This is a genomic window from Desulfovibrio sp. 3_1_syn3 (assembly GCF_000145315.2).
Lineage (GTDB): Bacteria > Desulfobacterota > Desulfovibrionia > Desulfovibrionales > Desulfovibrionaceae > Desulfovibrio > Desulfovibrio fairfieldensis.
The window spans coordinates 1,838,899-1,859,399 of the sequence record NZ_ADDR02000001.1 but is presented as its reverse complement, the minus strand read 5'-3'; the positions used below and the strand labels follow the sequence as shown (position 1 = coordinate 1,859,399).

Sequence of the window (20,501 nt, the reverse complement as noted above, 5' to 3'; positions counted from 1 at the left end):
AAGCTGATCAGCCCCCCCCTCAAACCTTCTCGATACGCACCGGTATGCCCTGCCGGGCCGCCGGGCCGCCCATATGTTCCGCCAGAGCGGACAGGCCCTTGCGGGTGGGATCGGGGGGCACCAGGTCATTGAGGTTGATGCCCGCCGCCACGCTTTTCCGGGCCGGGGTGCGCACGCCGTCGATCTCCACATCAGAGGCGCCCAGGCCCGTATGCCCGAAACCGTGCTCCACCGCCACCACGCCGGGCATGACCATTTCCCCCACACTGGCATAGGCCGCCGCGCTGCCGCCCGGCGTGACCAGGCGCACCCTGTCGCCGTGCCGGACGCCCGCCTTTTGCGCATCGGCAGGATGCAAAACCACCAGGTTGACGCCCTTGATGCTCAGAAGCCGGGGCGACACAACGCCGTAGGAATTGATCAGACTGGATTTGAAGGAAATCAGCTCCAGGGGATATTCCGCAGAGGTCCAGACCTCGCGCAGCTTCCGGCCGTCATACAGCAGGGGCGGCAGGCAGCAGGGCGTGCCCCGATACGGCTTGCCTGTCCGGGAATTGACGGCCGTGCCCGCGTCCTCGTTGTAGACGGCCAGGGCCTTTTCCCATTTGACGCCCAGTTCCTCGCCTCGATAGGCCGCGTCATAGGGCGCGAACCTGCCGCCGCGGGTGTAGAGAAAGGTGACGGGCCCCTGCTCTTCGGGCGGCAGAATGCGCTGAATATCCCCCAGGATGGGCCGCACCCCGGAAAGCGCGATATCCTCCGCCCCAGGGGACGGCAGCACGTCGTTTTTGAACCAGGCGATATTCGCCGCATGCCGCAGATAAAAATCCTGCGGGGTGTGCAACGGATGCAGCGTGCCGTCCGCGCCCCGGATGGCCTTGTCCCCAAAACCGGGCAGGCCCATGCGCTTGGCCGCCTCAATGATGAACAGCTCCATACAGACCGGCTCGCCGGAGGCGCTCCGGGCCTGGCGCGGCGTCACGGCGGGCCAGCGGGCCGTGGAGACCGGGGTCAGCGTACCGGCCCAGGCTCCGGAAAAACCGCCCCAGAGCTCATACATGCAGGGATCGGGCACCAGATAATCCGCATAGGCGTTGGTTTCATTATGAAAGGTATCGATGCCGATAATCAGCGGCAGATCGCGGGAGTCTTCCAGACATTTGCCCACCGCCTGTTTGAGCCCGCCGTGGCCGTAGAGCGCATTGCCCTTCCAGTTGATCCAGCATTTGTATTTGAAGGGATTGCCGTTGGCATGCGCCAGCAGATGTTCGGCGGGCATGTTGGGCGGCGTGAGGGGGAACCAGGGATATTCCGAAGGATACGGATTTTCACCGGCCGCGACCTTCTTTTTGAACTCCGTGGACTTCTGATACGGTGCCCGGCAACGGATGGCCGGAAAGCCCTTGGGAGCACTCTGCCCTTCGAAGGCCAGCAAATCATAGCGCGGCCCCTTGAGGGCTGCCTTGTGGTAGCCCCCGCCGCCCACGGAAAGGCCGCCTTTGACGTTGATATTGCCGATCAGGGTATTCAGCGTCAGCACGGCAAAGGCGGCGTTGACGCCGGAAGTGCTCATCATGCCGCCGTGCACATCCACGGCCGCGCGTTTGCCGTGAGCTGTCAGCCGTGTCGCCAGATCGGTGATGGTCCGCACCGGCACGCCGCACAGGCGGGAATATTCTTCCAGGCTGCTGCTGTCCGCTTCTTCCTTGAGCAGTTGCAATGCGCTGGCCACTTCCACCTGTTCACCGTCCAGAGGCAACGAACCCCGGTAAAACAAGGCCGCCTGCTCACAGGCCCCGGCGGGCAGCATGCGGCCGTCCGGGCTCATGACCACGGCGTCGTTCTTGTCGGCCCCGGCAAAGACTCCCGCCGCGCCCAGATCGGCCACCCGCAGCAGCGCCCCGGCCTGCTTGCCGGAAAGCCGCACCAGATGCGTGGCATTGGAAAATCCGGCCTCTCCGGCTTTGCGCGCGGCCGCCAGTGTGGGATGGCACAAAAAGGCCGCGTCATGGCGGTTGTTGTCGAGGATATAACGGATCATGCCCAAGGCCAGGGCTGAATCCATGCCCGGCCGAATCGGAACCCATTGCGCCCGGTCCCGCGCGGCGCTGGTCACGGGCAGGCGCAGGACGGGATCAATGACCGCATAGCGCATTTTTCCCCCGGAGCGTGCGTCCGCCAGCATCCGCGCCGAGCGGTTGAAAGGATTGCCCGCCTGGGAAGGTGCCGTGCCCCAGAACAGCACGAATTCACAGTGCTCGAAATCGGGTTTGGTGTGGGGCATGGCCTGAAGGTCATTCAGAAAAAGTCCCGCGCCCAGCCGGAAGGAAAGGCCGCAATACGCGCCGTGCTTTCCGAAATTCTTGGTGCCGTAGGAGGCCTGGCCGAAGCGGCGCAGAAAAATCTGCTCCCGGCCGTCCTCCGTGGTGTAGGTCAGCAAAAGGCGGTTGGACTGCGGGCCGAATTCGGGCATTTTCGGATTGGCCGGTCCCTTGGCTTCGCGGATGGCCCGCAGGCCGTCCACATGCCCTTCGTCGAAAAGGTCGCCGCCGTCCACCACTTCCGCCACCAGCTGCTCAAAGGAAAGGCTCTTCCACTTGCCCTCGCCGCGCTTGCCCGCGCGCTTCAGGCAGCGGGTGATCCGGAAAGGGTTGCTGTTGGCCTCCAGCATGGCCGCCCCGCGCCCGCAGACCGTGGCCCGCTGCGCGTAGCCGCTGTCGCCGCGCGCGGAGAGCGCGGCCAGAGCCTCGCTCACGGGCGTGCTCATAGGCAGCTGATGACTGGTGGACAAGGGATTGTAAGGATTGCCCGCAGCCCGCACCACACGGTCCGTGGCCTCGTCGATATGCAGGCGCACGCCGCAGAAGGTGGTGCAGCCCCAGCACTGGTTGAAAGCCACGCGCTGCCCCTTGACCGGCACGGCATGGCCTTCCGGATTCATCCGGTATTCGGGAACCAGGGAATTCTTGTTTTCCGCGTCGGCAACAGGCACGCCTGCTGTGCCCTCGCGCAGGCCCCGCACCATGCGCCGCGCCGTATCCAGCGAGGCGGCGGCGAAAACTCCCAGCCCCACGGCGGCAAGCGCGCCTTTTTTCAAAAAATTCCGTTTCTTGTCATCCATATTTCTACAACCTTGTTGCGCCGAAGATGCGTCCGGCGCGTTGGCGATTCAGCCCTCAGAACAGATTACCTTTGAAATGTAAACACATCAAAAGAAGTGAGTGTTAACCCATTGAAATAGCGCTATTTAATTTTTAGTCGAAATTCTTTCTAAATTTTCTCTTGTTTCGCATCCAGAAATCAGCTTAATTTAAGGGCTACCACAATCTCCAAAAGCTAGCAAGCGGAAATGGGAGGCCCTCATGTCCGAGATTTCCCAGCCGACCGGAAAGCGTATCAAGACGCAGTATGTCGGCGTCTATTTCCGGTACGGGAAGAACCGCATGTGCCCAGACGGCAAGCCGGACAAGTGTTACGATATCACCTACAAGGACGCTCACGGAAAGTTCATCTTCGAGAAAGTCGGCTGGCGCTCCGAAGGCTACACGGTTCAGGACGCCCTGGACTTGAGGGGGGAGCGTGTGCGCAAAATCCGCCACCCTGAACTGTTTGGGGAAGCACCACCTCCTCCTCTCCCCTCCGGCATAACGGTTGATGAAGCCTGGGCGGTATTCAAAAGAAACTGGTTGCCGAATCTGAAAGATCAGTATGTGGTAGAAAAGACGTATGAGCATCATATCCGGCCCCGTTTTGGGCATCAGTACATTCTTGCCCTCTCTGAGCTGGATATCGAGAATTTCAAACAAGAGCTATTGACCAGAGGCGGCAAGCAGGGCACAGCTCTGAAAGCCGCGACCGTGGCCAAAATTCTTTCCGATTTCAAAAGGATCGTCAGCAGGGCGTTCAAATGGAACCTTGTTGAGGGGAGAAATCCGCTTGCCGGGGTTACGGTAAAAAATGCCTTTGTAAAAAGGGAACGATATCTGACCCATAAGGAAGCAGGCCAGATTCTTGATGGGCTGAGTCTTGTGTCATGTAAACTTTACCACATAGCAAAGATTGCTCTATACACTGGACTCAGGTTAAATGAAATCCTAAATTTACGCGGGAATGATATCAATATTTCTCAGGGAATTATGCGTGTCAGAGATGGCAAGGCAGGCGAGCGAACCGCATATATTCCGAAAAATTTTGAGAAAGAACTCAAGAACCTTATCCCGGCCGACAATTCCGCATTCCTGTTTACAGGCAGTAAAGGGCAAAGATTGTCCAGTAATGTCACATCCAATGCTTTCGCAAGATTCATGGAAGACACCGGCCTTAATGGATCGACCGTTGATAGTGAACACAAAATAGTCTTCCATACGTTCAGACACACATTTTGTTCCTGGCTGGCCATCGAGGGCGTGCCGTTGTTTACGATCGCCAGACTGGCCGGGCACAAGACGATCAGCATGACCGAGCGGTACGCAAAGCTTTCCCCGGCGGCGCAGCGGGATGCGCTGGATCGCCTTCCCGTCTGAGGAAGCATGAGCGGTAGAGGCATGATGAAGGTGAGAACGAGAATAAGGTTATAGAATTTTATATAGCCAAAATTGAGACAAATAAGATTCGCCCGAAAGAAAAGAATGACAAAAAAATATAAAAATTCACAGTAAAAATAGCAATCATCAACCCGGAGGTATTATGACATGGAAGAAATTAAAGAGTTGCTTGAGAAGCAAAACAACTTGCTTGAATTTCAAAATAAAATTTTAATAGAAGGGTTTGATGCTCTAATCTGTATGGTTTGGCTAGCAAGCCCAAAAGTCAGCTCGACCAGCTTGAAGGATATCATCAAAGACTTTAGAACGGCAGTAGGGTCCATGTAGGATATATACTCGGCCCGCATCGGTTGACGATCTATAGTCCCGTAGCTCTCACACGATGAGAAATTCAATGAATCCCAGTTCGCTGGGATTTTTTTTTTATTCTTTTTTTGAGCAAAAAATATCTATAAACAACAAAAAATATATAACGATATCAAAATACATCAAATATCTAAAATTACCTCTACGTTTTTTGTGCCCGCGCGCCCATAGACATTTAGCAACTCTTGTCAGCTTTGGGCAGCTTTTAGCAACTCTTGAAATCTTTGAACAACATTGAGCGAGATTGAACCACTTTGAAAATGTTTTTAAAGCATACCAATCTCGATAATACTGTGCTACAGTGGTCAAAATCAAAAGAAGACAGGACAGGTAAAGTAACGTCACTTTTCAAGTGACGACTTTACGTCCTGCCCCCTCAACGCCGGGGGTGGCTTGCTTATTCGCCTTCGGCTCAACGCTAAAAACAGGGAGAAAATCATGGAAGACAGCCAGACCAACGAACAGGAAACAGCCATGCAACCCATTGAAAACATTGTGCAGATTGACGACGGCAAGATGTTCACCACGTCGCTGACCGTCGCCAATGCCTTCGAGAAGGAGCACAAAAACGTGCTTCAGGCGATTGAGAATTTGGAGTGCTCGAAGGAGTTTCTAGAGCTGAATTTTCAGCTCTGTAATTATTCCAGTGAGTTAGCACCAGATGGGCGAAAATATCCCTTTTATCAGATCACCCGCGACGGCTTCGCCTTCCTGGCCATGGGTTTCACGGGCAAGAAGGCCGCACTCTGGAAGGAAAAGTTCCTGGAGGCGTTTAACGCGATGGAAGCGGCGCTGCTGGCCAGACAGCCGGAAGAACCGAGGCCCATTCCGGAAGAAGAGGAGAAAGCCATCTCCCCCAAGGAGCGTAGTCGTTTCTTCAGGCCCCGGCGGAAAATATCCAAGAGCGACGCTAAAGCCGTGCATGGTTTGCTCCATATGGAGTCATTTGTTCAGGAAATGACCTGGGATGAAGCTGTGGCGCGGTTTTGCGAGAAAATGCATATTGAAAGGATTGAGGATTTGCCCCAATCCGATTTCATGGAGGCCATTACCAATACTTTTAAAAAGCTTTTTTTCGTGCACACCTGGGAGCGTCAAGAGAGCAATCCGGCTTCAGTGGAGTTGAGGGATGCTTTTCAGGGGATGCTGACTTTCTGGCGTCAGGTGACCGACTTCTCGGAGACAGATATTCGCAACTATATTCTTAACCGTTGTGGTGTGGATAGCCTGGACGACATTGTGAGCGAACGGGACACCCTCAAGGCCCTTTTCGTTCTTTGGGGAGGGATTGCCAATCATACCTTGGAAGCGCGGGTCTGGTAGCATGCCGGAAGAAAAGAAGCCCAAACGCACGGAACGGCTACAAGCCTATGTGACGCCGGATGAGTTCACTCTTATCATGGAGTCCAGCGACCGGGCCGGGCTGAGCATGTCGGAGTTCGCCCGGCGTGTGTGCCTGGGCTTCCGGGTGGAGAGCCGGGAGGACCAGCAGGCCCGACGGGAACTGCTGAAGGTCAACGCCGATCTGGGGCGGCTGGGGGGCCTGCTCAAGCAGGCCCTGGCCACCGGCCATAAGGAACAGATTTACGGACTGCTCCATAAGATTGATCAGCTTCAGGCAAGTCTGAAGGCCAGGATCAGGGCGCTATGATCAGCAAGCGGATTCCGTGTGCCCCTAAAAATGATAACTACGCCCGGCTGGCAAATTACATTGCCGCCGGGCGTGAACATGACATGCAGCAGGAGTTTAGCGATGGACAACGGCACTATGATCCGCAGCGCCACTTTGAAACAGGTCAAGGCATTGCCGGAAACCGCATGCGTCGGCTGTCCGAATGCCGTCTGGCATCTTACTCGCAAGGACAGGAAAGAGGAGCTGCGGATTTTCTGCCTGCTGATGCATGCCTTGATCGACGCGCCGATGGCGGCATGCGACGGCACGCTGATCTTTCCGAAGATGTAAAGCCTGAAAAATGTCTCATAAGCTGGTGCGCCGGGTGCTGGGCCGGGGACGATTATGAGCTGGCCATCCAGGAAGTGGCCGATACCCAGGCGCTTAATACGCGCACCACCCAGGAGAAAACCTATCATCTGATTGTGAGTTTCCGGCCGGAAGATGAAACCAGGCTGACGCCGGAAGCATTCAAGGCCATTGAGGAACGCTTTGCCCAGGCTTTGGGACTATCGGAACATCAGCGGCATTGCGGCGTCCACGTCAACACGGAAAACATGCACATGCACGTCGCTTATAATCTGATCCACCCGGAAAAGCTGACGCGCGTGGAGCCCTGGCGGGACTATATCAAACGCGACAAGCTCTGTCGGGAGCTGGAGAAGGAATACGGCCTTGTCATCGACAACGGCCGGGATAAGGCCCAGGAACAGGGCCTTGGTGAAAGGGCCGCAGCCGTGGAGGCGCACACCGGCCGACAGTCTTTTGAGGGCTACGCGCGCGACCAGGGCGAAAGCATTCTGGCCATATTGGAAAATGCGCGTTCCTGGGAGGACGTGCATTGCGCCTTTGCCCGGCATGGCCTGGAGCTGAAGCCGCGCGGGGCCGGACTTGTGGTCAAGGACCGACATGGGCGGCACATGGCCAAGGCCAGCGCCGTGCATCGGGATTTATCTTTGAAGAAGCTGGAAGCCCGGTTCGGAGCCTTCCAGTCATCCAGGGGAATAATGCCGGAAAGCGAGCGGCGCTATGGCGCGGATCCGCTTCAGAAGGCACCGAACCGGAACCAGCTTTGGCAGGAGTTCCAAGAACAGCGTCAGGACCAAAAAATAGGCCTGGAAGATATCCGCCGGAAGTGGGGGCAACAGCGCATGGACTTGCAGCGCAGGCCCATAGCGCGCAGGACCAGGGCTAATCTTATGAAAATGGTCCGCCAGTATGAAGCGGAAGAAATCCACGCCGCGCGCGTGAACCAGGGCGCGGGCAACTGGCTTGACTTTTTGCGGCAGAAAGCCGCCCAAGGCGACGAAACCGCCCTGGCCGTCCTCCGGTCCAGAGAAGAAGAAGTCACGCCGGAGATAAGGCAGAGCCGCATGCAGGCCCGCGCGGCCTACTTGGCCGGCAAGACCGCAATCCTGGAGAATGCCGAGCTTTCCACCAAAACAAAAAACCGCCTCATCAGCGTCGCGCTGATGGAAAGCCTGACCAGTGGAACCACGGCCAGGATCAGCAAACTCGGCAGTATTATTTTCACCCTGCCCGATGGCGAAAAAATTTGCGACACCGGGCGCAGCATCAGCTTCAGCGCTGAGGCCAGGGAAACGGCCCTGGATTATATGACTGCCAAGTGGGGCGTACAGCGCAAGCGGGGCTCCCTGGACAGGGACACGGGAGATATCGTGTACACGCTGGCCAGTGGCCAGAAGATATATGAGCGGAAGGGCCAGAACGTCTTTGAACGGCCCGCCGTTGTCCACCGGCAACGCCAGTTGGAGCGGGAGCGGCCCAGGAACCAGGGTATGGAGCGGTAACACGAATTGCAAACACGGGAAAGCCTGGCCAACAAGCGCCGGCGCAACTGATCCGACCGGCACGGTCGAGGCCTTCATGATAATAACTTACTATGATATTTTGATTTTCAAAATATAGCGTTTCCCAGACGGCGCGCATGAAAATTTTCCCAGGTAACACGAATTTCAAAAAAGCCAGGTTCAGATGGACAGCAGGAAGAAAATCATCATGTGGGTATCCAGGTTCTTAGCCGACCCGGCCGCGTGGTGGGAAAAGCGAAAATGGGCGATTGCCCTTGGTGTCGTCACTGTGACCTTGTTGCACGCCCTCATCGGCATGGGCATCATTGATCTGCGGGCCACGTTTGTTTGGCTGGCCATCTGGACCAAGCCTCTTACAGGGCTTTTTCTCTTCTGAAGTATCTTTTCAGCATTGCCGGGGGTGGGCTTGCCTGCTAGGCTGACCCGGCACGGCTACCCTCTGGCCTGAAAGCGTCGGCACGGCGCAAACGGAAAAAGGAGGGCACAGCCATGCGGAAACTTGTTTTCGCTCTACTTGTCGCTGTGGCCCTGGTCCTCTTACTGACGTCTGACGTCAGATAAGAGTTGACCCGGCCCATCTGCGGTGGGCCGGGTCGAAAAAAGTAAACCCGTATTGGTAGCCGTGCATGGGGCGCTAACCGCGCCGTGCCAGCCCCGGTATCTGTCCCCACAGATGCCGGGGTTCCCTTTTTAGATAAGGCAGCAGCGGGTGAATGTCCAGCTACCTTTCATCTTCTAAATAGCCTTAATCTGCTGGAGTAAAATATCCATCTTCACCGGAACGCCGGGGATTGTTCCCTTTCCACGGATTTTATCACCTTCCAGAGTCCCGGTAATGGTTAATTCATTGCCCCCTCCCCCCATATTATACCCACCGTGGGCGTGCTGGATACGGGTTAAATTGGCAGAAAGAGCTTCACCGGAAATGGTGTAAGTTCCATAAAAGGCATGTGTTCTGTCACTACCATAAATTTTTCCATTATCTATGAATACAATACCTTCGTTCCTATCCCCCGGCACACTATAAATAGCTTTATAAAGTCCGTTCATTTTTAGCACTCCTCCTAATTTTTTGTTAACATAGTAACTAATCGCCCAGAGTCAATGCTGTTTACGCTAATTTTACCATGCTTTTGTAAATAATGAGGAAGTGATACCTAGAGATGCAGCAGAAAGACATGCAGGAACGCCATTGGGATGGTGAAGCTGCTATGTACCCCGACCGGTCAAAGTCACTTTCTGGGGGGATTTATATGTTTAACTCCCACTCCTTGATTGGTACTTCGATGGCTTCCTTACAAAATAGCGGAGCTGTTTTTCAAAACATTTTATATACTTTACTACCATAGAAAGAAAGGTTATACTTTTCTTCAGTAGGAAGAAAAGTCGTAACGGAGTGAAAAATGAGCCGAAAGTATCTTCCCCGTACCACGGTCTCTGTGCCTGAGTTCATGTCCCGTTTCCCCAATGAGGAATTGGCCAGAAAACACATTGAGGAAATCCGCTGGCATGGCAATCCCATCTGTCCCTTCTGCGGCACCGAGAAGGCGTACAACCGTGGCGATACCGCCCCCGGTTACTACCGTTGCCGCAAGTGCCGTCAGGACTTCACCGTGCGCGTGGGGACTATCTTTCATCGCTCCCACATCCCGCTGCACAAGTGGCTGCTCGCCATCTACCTTGTGATGACGGAACGCAAGGGCGTTTCCAGCGTCCAGTTGGCGCAGGAGCTTGGGATTACGCAGAAGTCGGCATGGTACATGCTCCAGCGTATACGTGAAGCGCTGGGCAAGAACGATCCCAGCGGTTCCGGGGGTGGCTTCCTGAAGGACGTGGTGGAAGTGGACGAAGCCTACCTCGGGGGCAAGGCTGAAAACCGCCACGACGGAAAGTCTAATCTCAGCAAGGCCGTTATCGTGGGCTTGAGGGAACGCCATACGGGACGCACTCGGGGCTTTGTGGTGGGAAACACCACGAAGCCCACGCTGCAAGGACTTGTCTATGAAAACGTGGTTGCGGACAGCATCGTCTGTACGGACGACAGCATGGGCTATGTCGGCCTCAACGAGAGCTTCATCCACAAGAGTGTGAACCACTCCGCTAAGGGATATGTTGACGGCATGGCGCACACCAACGGGATCGAATCCTTCTGGGCTGTCCTGAAGCGCGGTTTTTACGGCGTGTTCCACTGGTTCACAAAAAAGCACACACAACGTTACGTCAATGAATTTTCCTTCAGGATGGATGCAGGCTCGGTCTATCACCACACGTATGACCGTGTGAATTCCGCCCTGGAAAAGATGTTCCTTGGAAGGACGACCTACGCTGCCATCATTGCATAGACTCTGAATGTTGATTGGCGGCGGCCTTGGCCTTTTTCTTCTCGTTCTGCTTCCGCTTCTTCACCTGAAGATACTGGTATCGCCATTCCCTTTGAGCGGGCGTCAGCTCTTCGTTCCGTCTCTCGGCTATTTCGTATCCTTTCAATCCGTCTATCATCACTCCCCGGCTCTCCACCCGCTTTGGCGGGGATGTCTTCGCTCGCCTTCTCTGTTGCTTGATCTCGTTCAGTTCATCCCTGTATTTACGGTACAGATCCTGCTGGGCTGGCGTCCTCCGCCCAGGCCTCATCCTGCGGATCTCGGCAAAGGAGGCTCCATCCACCATCAAGCGGGCCTTGGCGGACTCGCTCTTCATGGCTGCTTTCAGGATGCTGCTGTCGGTGATCCGGGTCACAGCAGCCTTGCCCGTGAGGACGTTGGTCAGTACGTCCACTTTGGCCTTTAACTCTTCGTTCTCCCTGGCGAGTCTCTGAAGCTCCTCGTTAGGCTCAAGCCGTCCCATCGCCTTGTTTTCGCCCATAAAACGCTCAAGCGCCTTTATGAGGTAGTCCGGGAGTTGGTTCTTTACCCTCACGGGCGTGGGAAGGTTCAGTGCCTTGATGATCCGGGAAATCCGATCCTGTGTTCCTCCGCCCATGAGTGCGCGGACGTTCCTGACGGTCGGCACTTCTCCGTTGGCGTAAAGTTCGCGAGCAGCCTGGGCGATCCTTTCATCTGTGAATATTAGTCTCATCCTCTGCCTCCTGTCTTTTTCATACGATCATATACGAAGGAGCAGATGGTAGAGAACGTCCTGTTTAAAATGGAGAAGAGGAAAGCCCTTCTCATTGCTGGAGTTATGCGGGCTGGAGGAGGAAATTTTTTTACAGGTTGATAAAAACAGGCGTTTAGAACCTCCTGATTTTGTTTATGTAGTCAAGTATATAAATCCGCTTTCTGGGGGCCACGTTCGCGTACCCGGAACTGTCCGCGCTTCTCGGCAGCCAGGTGCCGGATTTCAGGGGGTTATTTCTCAGGGGGCACGGAGGAAAATCGGCGGAGCTGGGCGTCCAGCAGGGCGATGCGATACGAAACGTAACAGGTACTTTCGATGCAAGAGTAGCGGGAATGTGGCGAGAGGGAACAGGACCGTTCAGAGTCGGAGGCGGCGGAGGGCAGAAGGTCGCCGTAGACGGATACGGCTATCCTTACGACGTTAGCTTTGACTTGTCGCGATGCGTGCCCACCGCCTCCGAAAATCGCCCCGTGAATCAGGCCGTGCGTTACCTGATCCGCGCGCTCCCGTAGCCCTTTATAACGGCCCAGGGCGCGTACCCGGAACTGTCGGCGCTTCTCGGCGGCCAGGTGCCCGATCTGAGGGGGTTATTTCTCAGGGGGCATGGCTCACAGGACCACATCCAGAACAACGGCACGACCGTGGGCATTACGTCCACCACGCACAGTTCTGGAGCCCTGGGGCAAGTACAGGGCGACGGTACGAGAAATGTTACCGGAACAATTGGTCCGTCTATTGATGCCGGTTCATCAGGTATTGTATACCGGAATGGGCAATCAGGTTATATGCTTCCATCCGCAGCCCATTATGCAACTGCTTTTCATCACATAGACATCTCACGCGTTGTGCCCACAGCAGCGGAGAATCGCCCCGTGAACACCGCTGTTCGTTACCTGATCCGCGCCCGGCCATAGGCCGTTTTCTGGCCAGTGCGGCGCATACCCGGAACTGTCCGCGCTTCTCGGCGGCCAGGTGCCTGATCTGCGGGGGCTGTTTTTGAGGGGGCACGGGGGGAACAGCGCTGAATTAGGCTCACCTCAGGGGCATGCCATGCGCGACATATCTTCAGCGGGCAGCATCAGCGTAGGGTTCGGAGGGTATCTGACAGGAAATGGGATTTTTAAGCCTGTTGGTAGTCATGGCGTGGTTGTCATTAGGGGCTCGTGGGACGGCAATTGGGGGAGCACTGCTTATGGACTTGATCTTTCTGCCGGTGGTGTACCTGTGGCCAATGAGGTTCGGCCTGATAACCAGGCGGTACGATTTTTAGTCCGCGCCCGCCCGTGAATTATGCTCTCCGCGTGCCACCCGGATTTTTGGTCAGAGTCCGGGTGACTCGCAGGAGTAACACGAATGATCTTGCGGTCGCTGATCCGGAACCAGGCTGGCCAATAACGTAACCTGTTGAATTTCTACAGAGCGGCTTTTTAGGCCAGTAGCACGAAATTACAAAATCCCATTTTCCTATGGCCGGGCACGGACAAGGTACCGAACCGCCTGATTGACAGGGCGAGTTTCATCGCCGGTGCCGGGCAAGGTTGTCCATGATCCTCCTGCCTGGGGATATGGAGCATAGGCCCAGCCGTCCCATCCTCCGCCGCCCAGGTCGATAAAGGCCGTGGCTATTTGTATGCCGCTGCTGGCGGTTGCCTGGTCCTGTGTGGTCCCCAGAGCGGCGCTCTTGCCTCCGTATCCACGGAGAAAAAGCCCACGCAGATCGGGCACCTGGCCGCCGAGAACCGCGAACAGTTCCGGGTATGCGCCGCACTGGCCAGAAAACGGCCTATGGCCGGGCGCGGATCAGGTAACGAACAGCGGTGTTCACGGGGCGATTCTCCGCTGCTGTGGGCACAACGCGTGAGATGTCTATGTGATGAAAAGCAGTTGCATAATGGGCTGCGGATGGAAGCATATAACCTGATTGCCCATTCCGGTATACAATCCCTGATGAACCGGCATCAATAGACGGACCAATTGTTCCGGTAACATTTCTCGTACCGTCGCCCTGTACTTGCCCCAGGGCTCCAGAACTGTGCGTGGTGGACGTAATGCCCACGGTCGTGCCGTTGTTCTGGATGTGGTCCTGTGAGCCATGCCCCCTGAGAAATAACCCCCTCAGATCGGGCACCTGGCCGCCGAGAAGCGCCGACAGTTCCGGGTAAACTGACGGTGATATGCTTTGTCCGTTACATTCCAGCCAGTTATCCATATCTTCCGGATTCTGGCCAACTGGCCACGCGAGGATCATTCCGACCGGGACGCCGCCGGAGCCTTTGGCCTTAACTTCCACCCTCGTGGGGTCAAAGCTGGTGGCGTCAGCGCCGTGGATCGGAGAGGACGCCAGAAGGGGCAGGAGGAAAAACAGCGCTGCAAAAAGGCTTAAAATGCGTTTTTTCATGTGGGGGCTCCTGATTGTCCAAATCGGTTACTTGCAGCGCAGGGTGTATTCTTTTTTCTGCGCTGAGTAGTCCAGTTTGCATTGCTTACCATTGAGCCAGAGAGTAAGCGCCTCAATGTCCAGAGCCATGTCGCCCATATCCGCGTTGAGCGAATAAACGGCAATCGCCTTGTCCTGGTCGCCCCCCATGGCTTTCGGCGGCCTTTCCGGCGTGAACGTCACCTTGCGGATGTTTTTCAGATTCACGGAAGACGGGCCATAAATCATTCCCGTATAGCGGATGATCTTTCCCTGGTGGAATTCAATCATCTCCGGGGAGGACGGGAACGCGATCTGAAGCCTTTCGGCCTTGATGGGAATGTTTTCGAGCATGTAACTGAGACAAGCCCCGTCAAAGCCCGGCCCTGTGACCACCATCCAATCACCGAAATCAGAACCCTCCGGCGGACTGGAAAAAACCTTGGAGACAGCCGCATGCGCGGACATCGGCACGCTGACCAGCAGAGGCAGCAGCAGGAATGCCGCGCAGAAAAGGGAAAGAATGCGTTTTTTCATGGAGTCTCCTTAATTATTTTTCAATGCAAATAATTTTTTATTGTAAAAAATATTTGCATAAAAATTGTTATATGTTGTCCGGCCTTGGGTGCTGGGCCTCAAGGATTTTCTGCATTCGGGGCGAAAGGAGGTGTTTGAACTTCCAGGCGAGGCGGGTCAGTGCGCGCTCCTGGGCGTTGTCCAATTCTCTACGTATTTGCGCCTCAGTCAGCGAGAAATCCACTTTCTCACTTTCTTCTTTAAGAGCCGTATTCAGATAGCGGTCCACTTCCGGGTCGTCAGAATCGTAAATATCGTCCAGAAACAATTCAGGCTTCTTCCGGCTGATTCTCTTTCTCTGGTTCTTCATCGTCGATCTCCTTTTGGCGTTCTTCTGCTTTGAGAAATAGTTTGACAATGTTTAATCCTGCTTTTGTGTATTCAGGATCGGAAAATCTTAATTTGCGTTTGTTCAAGTGGAAGTGTTCTTTTCTATTTACCTTGATAAGATTGTTTTCGTTAAAATTTGTTTTGTCTCCATCAGCAAATATGATACAATATCCGTCTGGTACTGGCCCGTTCTTTTGCTCCCATAAAAATCTTTGCTTTGGAATCCACCCTTTTTTGGTTTTTATAAGGTATCCATCCTTACCAAGGTGTTCTGTGAATAACGGTTGATCAAAAGTGACTCCATTAAAAAATCCAAGGCTGTAGCATTTATTTTTCAGAATGCTTTTTGAGATGTTAACAGAAAAATATTTATTGAATTGAACTGTTAATTCATTATAATTTATATTTTGTATATTTTTTTTGATGAACTTAATCATTTCATCCGTAAATACAAAGTGTTCAGAATTTTTTTTACCTTTCCCGTTATATATCTTATGGTAAATACAAAAAGATTTTATTTGTCGAACTGATTTATTAGTTTTAAATTTTTCATTAACTATTTTTGTTATTTTACTGTAGCTTAATCCTGATATGATATCTTTTATAAATTCTTTAATCTCGTTGTCATATCTAACTTTTTTACATAGTTCATTATCAAAGCAAACTCTCTTAATAGCCCGAATAGATTTGTTTTGTCCAAATCTTTTGTTAAATTCTTTTGTGAGCTCAATATATTTCATTTTCTCTTTATGCTCACGAAGAAAGCTGATCATTTCGCCTGAATATCTGAACATACAGTCTACTCCTCAAGAATTTCAGGCAGTATCTTGTTTCCGATCAGCAGATTATTAGCCGCTACTCTGGACCGGATTACAAGGGTGTTGGCCGCTATGATCCGGCCTGCAATTCTGCTGATGGCCCTGGTACGGCCAGCTTCATTCTGAATATTCTCCTGGGTCTCTTCTTCGTCATCTATGGGCAGCTCTGACAGATGATCCAACTGCTTCCGAATCGCTTTTCTGGCCTTGCCCTGATTGTGGATAGCCTTCTGCATTCCGTGCATTCTGTTGGGCATTCTGAATACTCCATATGAAGAGGATGAGGGCAAGGCAGACGCCGGGATCAGACGGATTCCGGCGTCTGCCTTGGTCAGGCAACACCCCTTATTGCCGTGTGTCCGCGTCCGGCCCGTAGTCCGCGCCGAGGATCGAGGGCAATATATTATCTCCCCGGACGGTGTTGTCCGCGGCGATCCTTGCCCGCAGCATCAAGTCACCGCTATTGATAATGCGGTCGGCTATATGCCCCACCGCCAGCGAGCGCTTGATCTCTTCTTTGAGAGCCTCGCCCTTCAGATTTTCGTCTCCAAGGCGCTCTAGCTCGGCAAAGAGATGATCATTCAGGTTAATGATCTTGTTCTTGGCCATGAGGTTTTTCTCCTTGCGATTAGGCGGTGGGAAGCGTGTCGGATTGTTCCAGGGAATGCACCAGGCTTTCCAGGCATTCGCATTGAGCCTGAAAGCATTTCTCAACGTCAGGGTGGCGGATCAGGAGCATGGGGGCCTCGTTCCTGATCTGCTGGAGCAGCATCATGTTTTGCGGGATCAACTGCGCGAGCTCTGCCTTGAGGCTGAGCTTTTTGGAGCGGGCCAGCTCCGCCTTCATGGCTTCGCCGTTCAGGTTTACATTGCCGAGTCGCCCAACCTGATCAAGAAGCTCTTCATTGATCTTCTGGTGGTTAATCTGAGACATGGGCATTCTCTCCTTTGTTTTTCTTGATATTTGTAATGTAGTTTTTCAGAAATTTAATATAACTTTTTTTATCGTCTTCACATTTCACCTTGATGCCAACTATCACCACGGCTTTTCGTAAGCAGGAAGAAATATTGAGTATGCATATTCCTCTTCTTAAATTACGCTCGGCATCTTCAATAAATTTATTACCAATCTCCTCCTGTTCATCTAGGTAATCCTCTATTTCCCCTATGATGGCATTAAGCTCTATTTCTTCCGACGACGCATCGAAGTTTTCCACGACTTACCTCCTACCCGGAGCCCCGCAGAGCTCAGTTGTTATTTGTGGGTCCGGCAAGTCGAGGAGCCGAACCAGATTAACCAGGAACTTTTCTTACTCATGGGCTTAGTCCTTCTTGCTCTGACTTTTGGCTGCACTTTCCACGCGCGCCCTTTCAATCTGATCCCGTAGCGACGAAGCGACACTGCCCTGGCGCAGGCCCTTCTCGTGATTGGCTTCTCGGCTGGCGTTCCAGAGATTGCTGGCCGTGCCCCTGACCATGCCGCCTACTCCCTCCGCCCCCTGGGCCTTGGCAGCCTGGGCGGCCCGGCCTATATTGGCGATGCCGGAGCCAGCGGCCATACCCGCGCCAGCAAGCCCGGCCCCCATAGCCATGACCGTGGAGGTCAGAGCTTGGCCGGAGCTGACGTGCGAACCCTGGATGATTCCGGCCACTGTGTCGGGGAGAGACTTGACCAGAGCATAGAGAACGATGGCGACGCCGATGATTATGCAGATAGTAGGTAAGTCCGCTTTTGGAGTGATGGCATCTTTCATAAACGAATACCCAATACCTATAACAAGCTGCATGACAAAGAGCTTGAATGCTACGGCTAAAATATATTTTAATACATTTACTGCATAATCTCGAAGAAAAGTTGTTGCACCAAATCCAACTAAGATACAAGCGGCAAGCATGGCAATGTATGCTTCACACTTTATAAATATTACCTGAGCTGTTATAAGACAAAAGCATACAATAACTATGAATAAGGCGATTACCATGCCAAAAATAGTCCCTATTTTTGTAGGGCTTATAGTGCCTATGACCTCCCAAACTTGACCGCACAAATCCAGCCCCATCTTAAATACATTGTCTGACGAATGCTGAATGTCACCCATTTCACCAGCTATTGAAAGCATTCCATTGATTACTTGGTGTGACCATTCTTGATAGTTATTGATGACAGCTAGAAAGAATCCGGCCGCAAGCAATACAAAACAAAAATTTTTGATCGTTTCACGCATGTCAGAAGTGCCAAGAGACATTTTTACGCCAAGCCATGCAACTTCTAAGACCGCGCACCAATAGAAAACTATTTTTGCATATTTTTGAGCTACGCTTGTCCACTTGTCGGTTTTACTTGCAAAGCTATTGACAATTTTTGCAACAATGTCAGAATCGGCATTGCTAGCAAATGCAACACTGTTTGAAAACTCTAGAATAAAAAGAGAGGAAACAACAATGAGAAGTATTTTTATTGCTGTGCTTATTTTCATTTTTATGCCTAGTATTGTTTTTGCATCATCAATGAGTGATATGTTTGGATTTTGGATCAGTGAAATAGCACTTCCAAGCACGGGAAAGAAAGAAGTTCTAATTATTAATCAAGATTCTTTTCAAGAAGGAAAACAGCCTCCGATAGAATGCGAATTTCACAAAGATGATGGCGATATAATTATAGATTTTACTGGTCCTTTTGGAGTTAAGTTAAAATATATTGTAACTATAAAAGATAAAAAATTATTTCTCGATTTTCCTAGTGCAGTTGGTGGACGTTCACAACGAAGTTATACTCGTATTAATGAAGAAGAAGCTCGACAGTATTTGAAATAGACACATATTTAAAATTCTGGATCGTCTATGGGCTTAAGATTGAGCCTTTTGAAATCTGTAAGCTCACGCGCCACTTCTTCAGAAAACTGTGATTGCTTTTCCGCCTTCACTTGGCCCGCCAAGTCCGATTGAACCTTAGTCGCTATGAGTTCGCGGAGTTGGCGGGCTTCTTGTATCTGGAGCGCCGCAAGCTGATTCCCGGCCATAAGGGCCTTTTGCTGGCCGTCAGGCGAGGAAAGCAGCTCGTTCATGTAGGCTTCCAGTTCGCCGGATTCTTCCAGGTCTTTGAGTTGGCTTCCTGAGAGCTGGAAAGTGGCCCTGGTGGACTCGTCCACCCGGCGGCTCCAACTGTCCCAATTGGTCCGGTAGGTAGCGCCGCCCTGGGAAAGCATGTTCTTGGGCAGACCGGCCAGTTGCTTGAACTCGTCCTGGGTCTGATAAAGGGCGTCATAGACGTTTCCCAGCCCGGCGACATCGTTGCGCAGGGTGTTCAGCGCGCCCGTGATCTGGCCGACCTTGGAGAGTTCGGAAGAAATCTTCCGAATAATATTCGCGGGCAGCATGACGGTATTCTGCACCATATTGGTGTACTGCTCGATGTTCTGTTGCACCATCTGAAGTTGGGCGGCAGTCTGTTCAATAGCCTCGTCGTATTCCTTGAGCAGTGTTTTGAGCTGTTCAAGACTGGTGGCCTTCTCAATGGCCTGCGTCACTCTCGTGCTGCAATTGGTGCAGTATACCGTTCCGGCATAGGCGTTCAGAGGAGCGGAAAGAGTCAGAAGATAAATCATCGACAAAGAAATTCTCATGGCTTTTCTCCCTGGAGTTGCCAACGGTCCAGGCCGCCGCCTACAGAATATCCGCCTGCTCAACGCAGGAAAGAAGCTGGTTCCAGTACCTTTTCAGCCGGGCCTTCACCGCGATGGAAGTGGAACTGCCGTTGATCCCCGCCTCGAAACTTTGCCGCTTGGCCAGAAGGTCTTCCAGGTCTTTGCCGATCAGCGCCCTGTTGCCTTCCGGCAGCCGGATCAGGGCATGGAACTGGTGCGAGTGATCCTTGTAGATTTTGAAGTCCTCGAAGCTCATGCCGTCCATGGAAATCTCCCCAAAGAAGGAATTGAGCCAGATCACCAGCGGTGAATCGGGGAAGCCCCGTACCAGCTGGACAAGTCCCTGAATCGTATCGCCCAGGGCCTGGCCGCCGGTGATGATGGAATGGAAAAAGACCGTGTGCCCGGCATCGGCCAGGAGCGACAGCACATCATTTTCTTGCAGATACGCGCCCAGGGCGATGAAGGAGGAAGCGCCGTTGTCAACGATGACGTGCGAACCTTCCGGCGCGGTTACAAGCGCCTCAAGCAGGACATCGAACTTGCGGGCGTCAATGTTCCCGTCCCTCATGATGGCGAGCGTGGTGACATTGAACTCCTTGAAAGCCGCCAGCGTGGCATTGACCGGGTCCGTGTCGTAGGCGATCACGTCTTTGCCGAAATGCCGCAACGACTGGTACAGAAAGGACGCGACCATGGATTTTCCCACGCCGCCTTTGCCCTGCAAAATGAAGTGGACTGTCGCCACCGCGTACTCCTTGTGTTCAAAAAATTTCATCAGGATCGACTTTCACCTGACCAAAGGGGGCTTTTTTTTCCACCCCCGCTTTTCTGGGGCCGCTCCTGGCCGGGGCGCTTTCTTGCTCTGCCGTGGCCGGGGGGCTCGCTTGCCCTGGAACCGCTGGAAGGGCCGCAGTTGCCGATTTTTCAGGATCAGACGGCGTTTTTTCAGCGTGTTGTCTGTGCTCATGCTCCACCAACGCATCTTTGTCCTTTTCGTCCTCTTTTTTGAGATAGCGACCGGATACATAGCGCGAGAAAGTTGTGTAGCTCATGGTTATCTTTTTCCCGGAGACAAGTTTCCTGTATATTGCCGCAAACCTGTACCCGGCGGATAACATTGCCTCTATCTCCTTTTTCAAGGATAGAAATTCCACATATCCCATGCCGTATTGCATAATCATGT

The 20,501-nt window shown here is 53.1% G+C and carries 23 protein-coding genes; 8 read left to right on the top strand and 15 right to left on the bottom strand.

The annotated features are described in order from the left end of the window. Positions 1–19 precede the first annotated feature (19 nt). Complete coding sequence (locus tag HMPREF0326_RS07880) at positions 20–3,121, bottom strand: molybdopterin dinucleotide binding domain-containing protein (RefSeq protein WP_008684787.1); 3,102 nt, start codon at positions 3,119–3,121, stop codon at positions 20–22. Positions 3,122–3,362: 241 nt separating this feature from the next. Here HMPREF0326_RS07880 and HMPREF0326_RS07875 point away from each other — a divergent pair, with 241 nt between their 5' ends. The 6 genes from HMPREF0326_RS07875 to HMPREF0326_RS07845 all read left to right on the top strand — a co-directional run bounded on the left by HMPREF0326_RS07875 (position 3,363) and on the right by HMPREF0326_RS07845 (position 8,790). Beyond that, the gene (locus tag HMPREF0326_RS07875; RefSeq protein ID WP_020990423.1) at positions 3,363–4,523 is read left to right on the top strand and encodes a tyrosine-type recombinase/integrase; all 1,161 of its coding nucleotides are present in this window, start codon (positions 3,363–3,365) and stop codon (positions 4,521–4,523) included. Positions 4,524–4,691: 168 nt separating this feature from the next. Next, positions 4,692–4,871 carry a hypothetical protein gene (locus tag HMPREF0326_RS07870; protein ID WP_020990422.1) on the top strand — a complete coding sequence of 60 codons (180 nt, stop codon included), beginning with the start codon at positions 4,692–4,694 and terminating at the stop codon, positions 4,869–4,871. Positions 4,872–5,348: 477 nt separating this feature from the next. Next, a complete protein-coding gene (locus tag HMPREF0326_RS15550; protein ID WP_020990421.1) occupies positions 5,349–6,233 on the top strand; it encodes a Rha family transcriptional regulator in 885 nt (294 codons plus the stop codon). A gap of 1 nt (position 6,234) precedes the next feature. Next, positions 6,235–6,561, top strand: coding sequence for a plasmid mobilization protein (locus tag HMPREF0326_RS07860; RefSeq protein ID WP_020990420.1), 327 nt, complete (start codon positions 6,235–6,237; stop codon positions 6,559–6,561). After that, positions 6,558–8,393 carry a TraI/MobA(P) family conjugative relaxase gene (gene traI / locus HMPREF0326_RS16030; RefSeq protein ID WP_332248633.1) on the top strand — a complete coding sequence of 612 codons (1,836 nt, stop codon included), beginning with the start codon at positions 6,558–6,560 and terminating at the stop codon, positions 8,391–8,393. The genes HMPREF0326_RS07860 and traI overlap by 4 nt, the downstream gene beginning before the upstream one ends. A 184-nt stretch (positions 8,394–8,577) precedes the next feature. Next, positions 8,578–8,790, top strand: coding sequence for a hypothetical protein (locus HMPREF0326_RS07845; protein WP_008684791.1), 213 nt, complete (start codon positions 8,578–8,580; stop codon positions 8,788–8,790). A 359-nt stretch (positions 8,791–9,149) separates the two neighbouring features. Here the strand turns inward: HMPREF0326_RS07845 and HMPREF0326_RS07840 are convergent, their stop codons facing one another. Further along, positions 9,150–9,464: a hypothetical protein gene (locus tag HMPREF0326_RS07840; RefSeq protein ID WP_020990418.1), complete on the bottom strand. Its 315-nt coding sequence runs from the start codon at positions 9,462–9,464 to the stop codon at positions 9,150–9,152. A 353-nt stretch (positions 9,465–9,817) separates the two neighbouring features. On the opposite strand from HMPREF0326_RS07840, the gene HMPREF0326_RS07835 reads away from it, so the two are divergent. Next, on the top strand, positions 9,818–10,756 hold the full coding sequence (locus tag HMPREF0326_RS07835) for an IS1595 family transposase (protein WP_008686331.1): 939 nt from the start codon (positions 9,818–9,820) through the stop codon (positions 10,754–10,756). Here HMPREF0326_RS07835 and HMPREF0326_RS07830 read toward each other — a convergent pair. The 10 genes from HMPREF0326_RS07830 to trbL form a co-directional block, all read right to left on the bottom strand. Further along, positions 10,746–11,489, bottom strand: a complete 744-nt coding sequence (locus tag HMPREF0326_RS07830) for a DNA-binding protein (protein ID WP_008686332.1) — start codon at positions 11,487–11,489, stop codon at positions 10,746–10,748. The genes HMPREF0326_RS07835 and HMPREF0326_RS07830 overlap by 11 nt on opposite strands. Before the next feature lie 1,825 nt (positions 11,490–13,314). Continuing rightward, positions 13,315–13,929, bottom strand: coding sequence for a phage tail protein (locus HMPREF0326_RS07825; RefSeq protein ID WP_020990416.1), 615 nt, complete (start codon positions 13,927–13,929; stop codon positions 13,315–13,317). A 27-nt stretch (positions 13,930–13,956) separates the two neighbouring features. Continuing rightward, a complete protein-coding gene (locus HMPREF0326_RS07820; RefSeq protein WP_020990415.1) occupies positions 13,957–14,484 on the bottom strand; it encodes a hypothetical protein in 528 nt (175 codons plus the stop codon). A gap of 67 nt (positions 14,485–14,551) precedes the next feature. Further along, positions 14,552–14,833 carry a hypothetical protein gene (locus tag HMPREF0326_RS07815; protein WP_020990414.1) on the bottom strand — a complete coding sequence of 94 codons (282 nt, stop codon included), beginning with the start codon at positions 14,831–14,833 and terminating at the stop codon, positions 14,552–14,554. Continuing rightward, entirely contained in the window at positions 14,793–15,647 is an 855-nt protein-coding gene (locus HMPREF0326_RS16020; RefSeq protein WP_020990413.1) for an HNH endonuclease signature motif containing protein, read from the bottom strand. The genes HMPREF0326_RS07815 and HMPREF0326_RS16020 overlap by 41 nt, the downstream gene beginning before the upstream one ends. Positions 15,648–15,652: 5 nt before the next feature. Continuing rightward, positions 15,653–15,928 carry a hypothetical protein gene (locus HMPREF0326_RS07810; RefSeq protein WP_008686436.1) on the bottom strand — a complete coding sequence of 92 codons (276 nt, stop codon included), beginning with the start codon at positions 15,926–15,928 and terminating at the stop codon, positions 15,653–15,655. An 88-nt stretch (positions 15,929–16,016) separates the two neighbouring features. Continuing rightward, the gene (locus HMPREF0326_RS07805; RefSeq protein ID WP_008686434.1) at positions 16,017–16,280 is read right to left on the bottom strand and encodes a hypothetical protein; all 264 of its coding nucleotides are present in this window, start codon (positions 16,278–16,280) and stop codon (positions 16,017–16,019) included. A gap of 19 nt (positions 16,281–16,299) precedes the next feature. After that, complete coding sequence (locus HMPREF0326_RS07800; RefSeq protein WP_020990412.1) at positions 16,300–16,605, bottom strand: hypothetical protein; 306 nt, start codon at positions 16,603–16,605, stop codon at positions 16,300–16,302. Beyond that, the gene (locus HMPREF0326_RS07795; RefSeq protein WP_020990411.1) at positions 16,592–16,888 is read right to left on the bottom strand and encodes a hypothetical protein; all 297 of its coding nucleotides are present in this window, start codon (positions 16,886–16,888) and stop codon (positions 16,592–16,594) included. The genes HMPREF0326_RS07800 and HMPREF0326_RS07795 overlap by 14 nt, the downstream gene beginning before the upstream one ends. A gap of 105 nt (positions 16,889–16,993) precedes the next feature. Beyond that, positions 16,994–18,148 (bottom strand): P-type conjugative transfer protein TrbL, encoded by a 1,155-nt coding sequence (gene trbL, locus HMPREF0326_RS07790; protein ID WP_008686419.1) that lies wholly within the window; start codon positions 18,146–18,148, stop codon positions 16,994–16,996. Between trbL and HMPREF0326_RS16750 the strand changes: the two genes are divergently transcribed. Then, a complete protein-coding gene (locus HMPREF0326_RS16750; protein WP_147568393.1) occupies positions 18,114–18,485 on the top strand; it encodes a hypothetical protein in 372 nt (123 codons plus the stop codon). The genes trbL and HMPREF0326_RS16750 overlap by 35 nt on opposite strands. 8 nt (positions 18,486–18,493) lie before the next feature. On the opposite strand, the gene trbJ is transcribed toward HMPREF0326_RS16750, so the two are convergent. The 3 genes from trbJ to HMPREF0326_RS07775 are packed head-to-tail and all read right to left on the bottom strand — an operon-like array spanning position 18,494 to position 20,493. After that, positions 18,494–19,294, bottom strand: coding sequence for a P-type conjugative transfer protein TrbJ (trbJ, locus tag HMPREF0326_RS16015; protein WP_020990409.1), 801 nt, complete (start codon positions 19,292–19,294; stop codon positions 18,494–18,496). A 40-nt stretch (positions 19,295–19,334) separates the two neighbouring features. After that, a complete protein-coding gene (locus HMPREF0326_RS07780; RefSeq protein ID WP_232224921.1) occupies positions 19,335–20,093 on the bottom strand; it encodes a nucleotide-binding protein in 759 nt (252 codons plus the stop codon). Next, positions 20,080–20,493 (bottom strand): TraK family protein, encoded by a 414-nt coding sequence (locus HMPREF0326_RS07775; protein WP_147568392.1) that lies wholly within the window; start codon positions 20,491–20,493, stop codon positions 20,080–20,082. The genes HMPREF0326_RS07780 and HMPREF0326_RS07775 overlap by 14 nt, the downstream gene beginning before the upstream one ends. Positions 20,494–20,501: the final 8 nt, after the last annotated feature.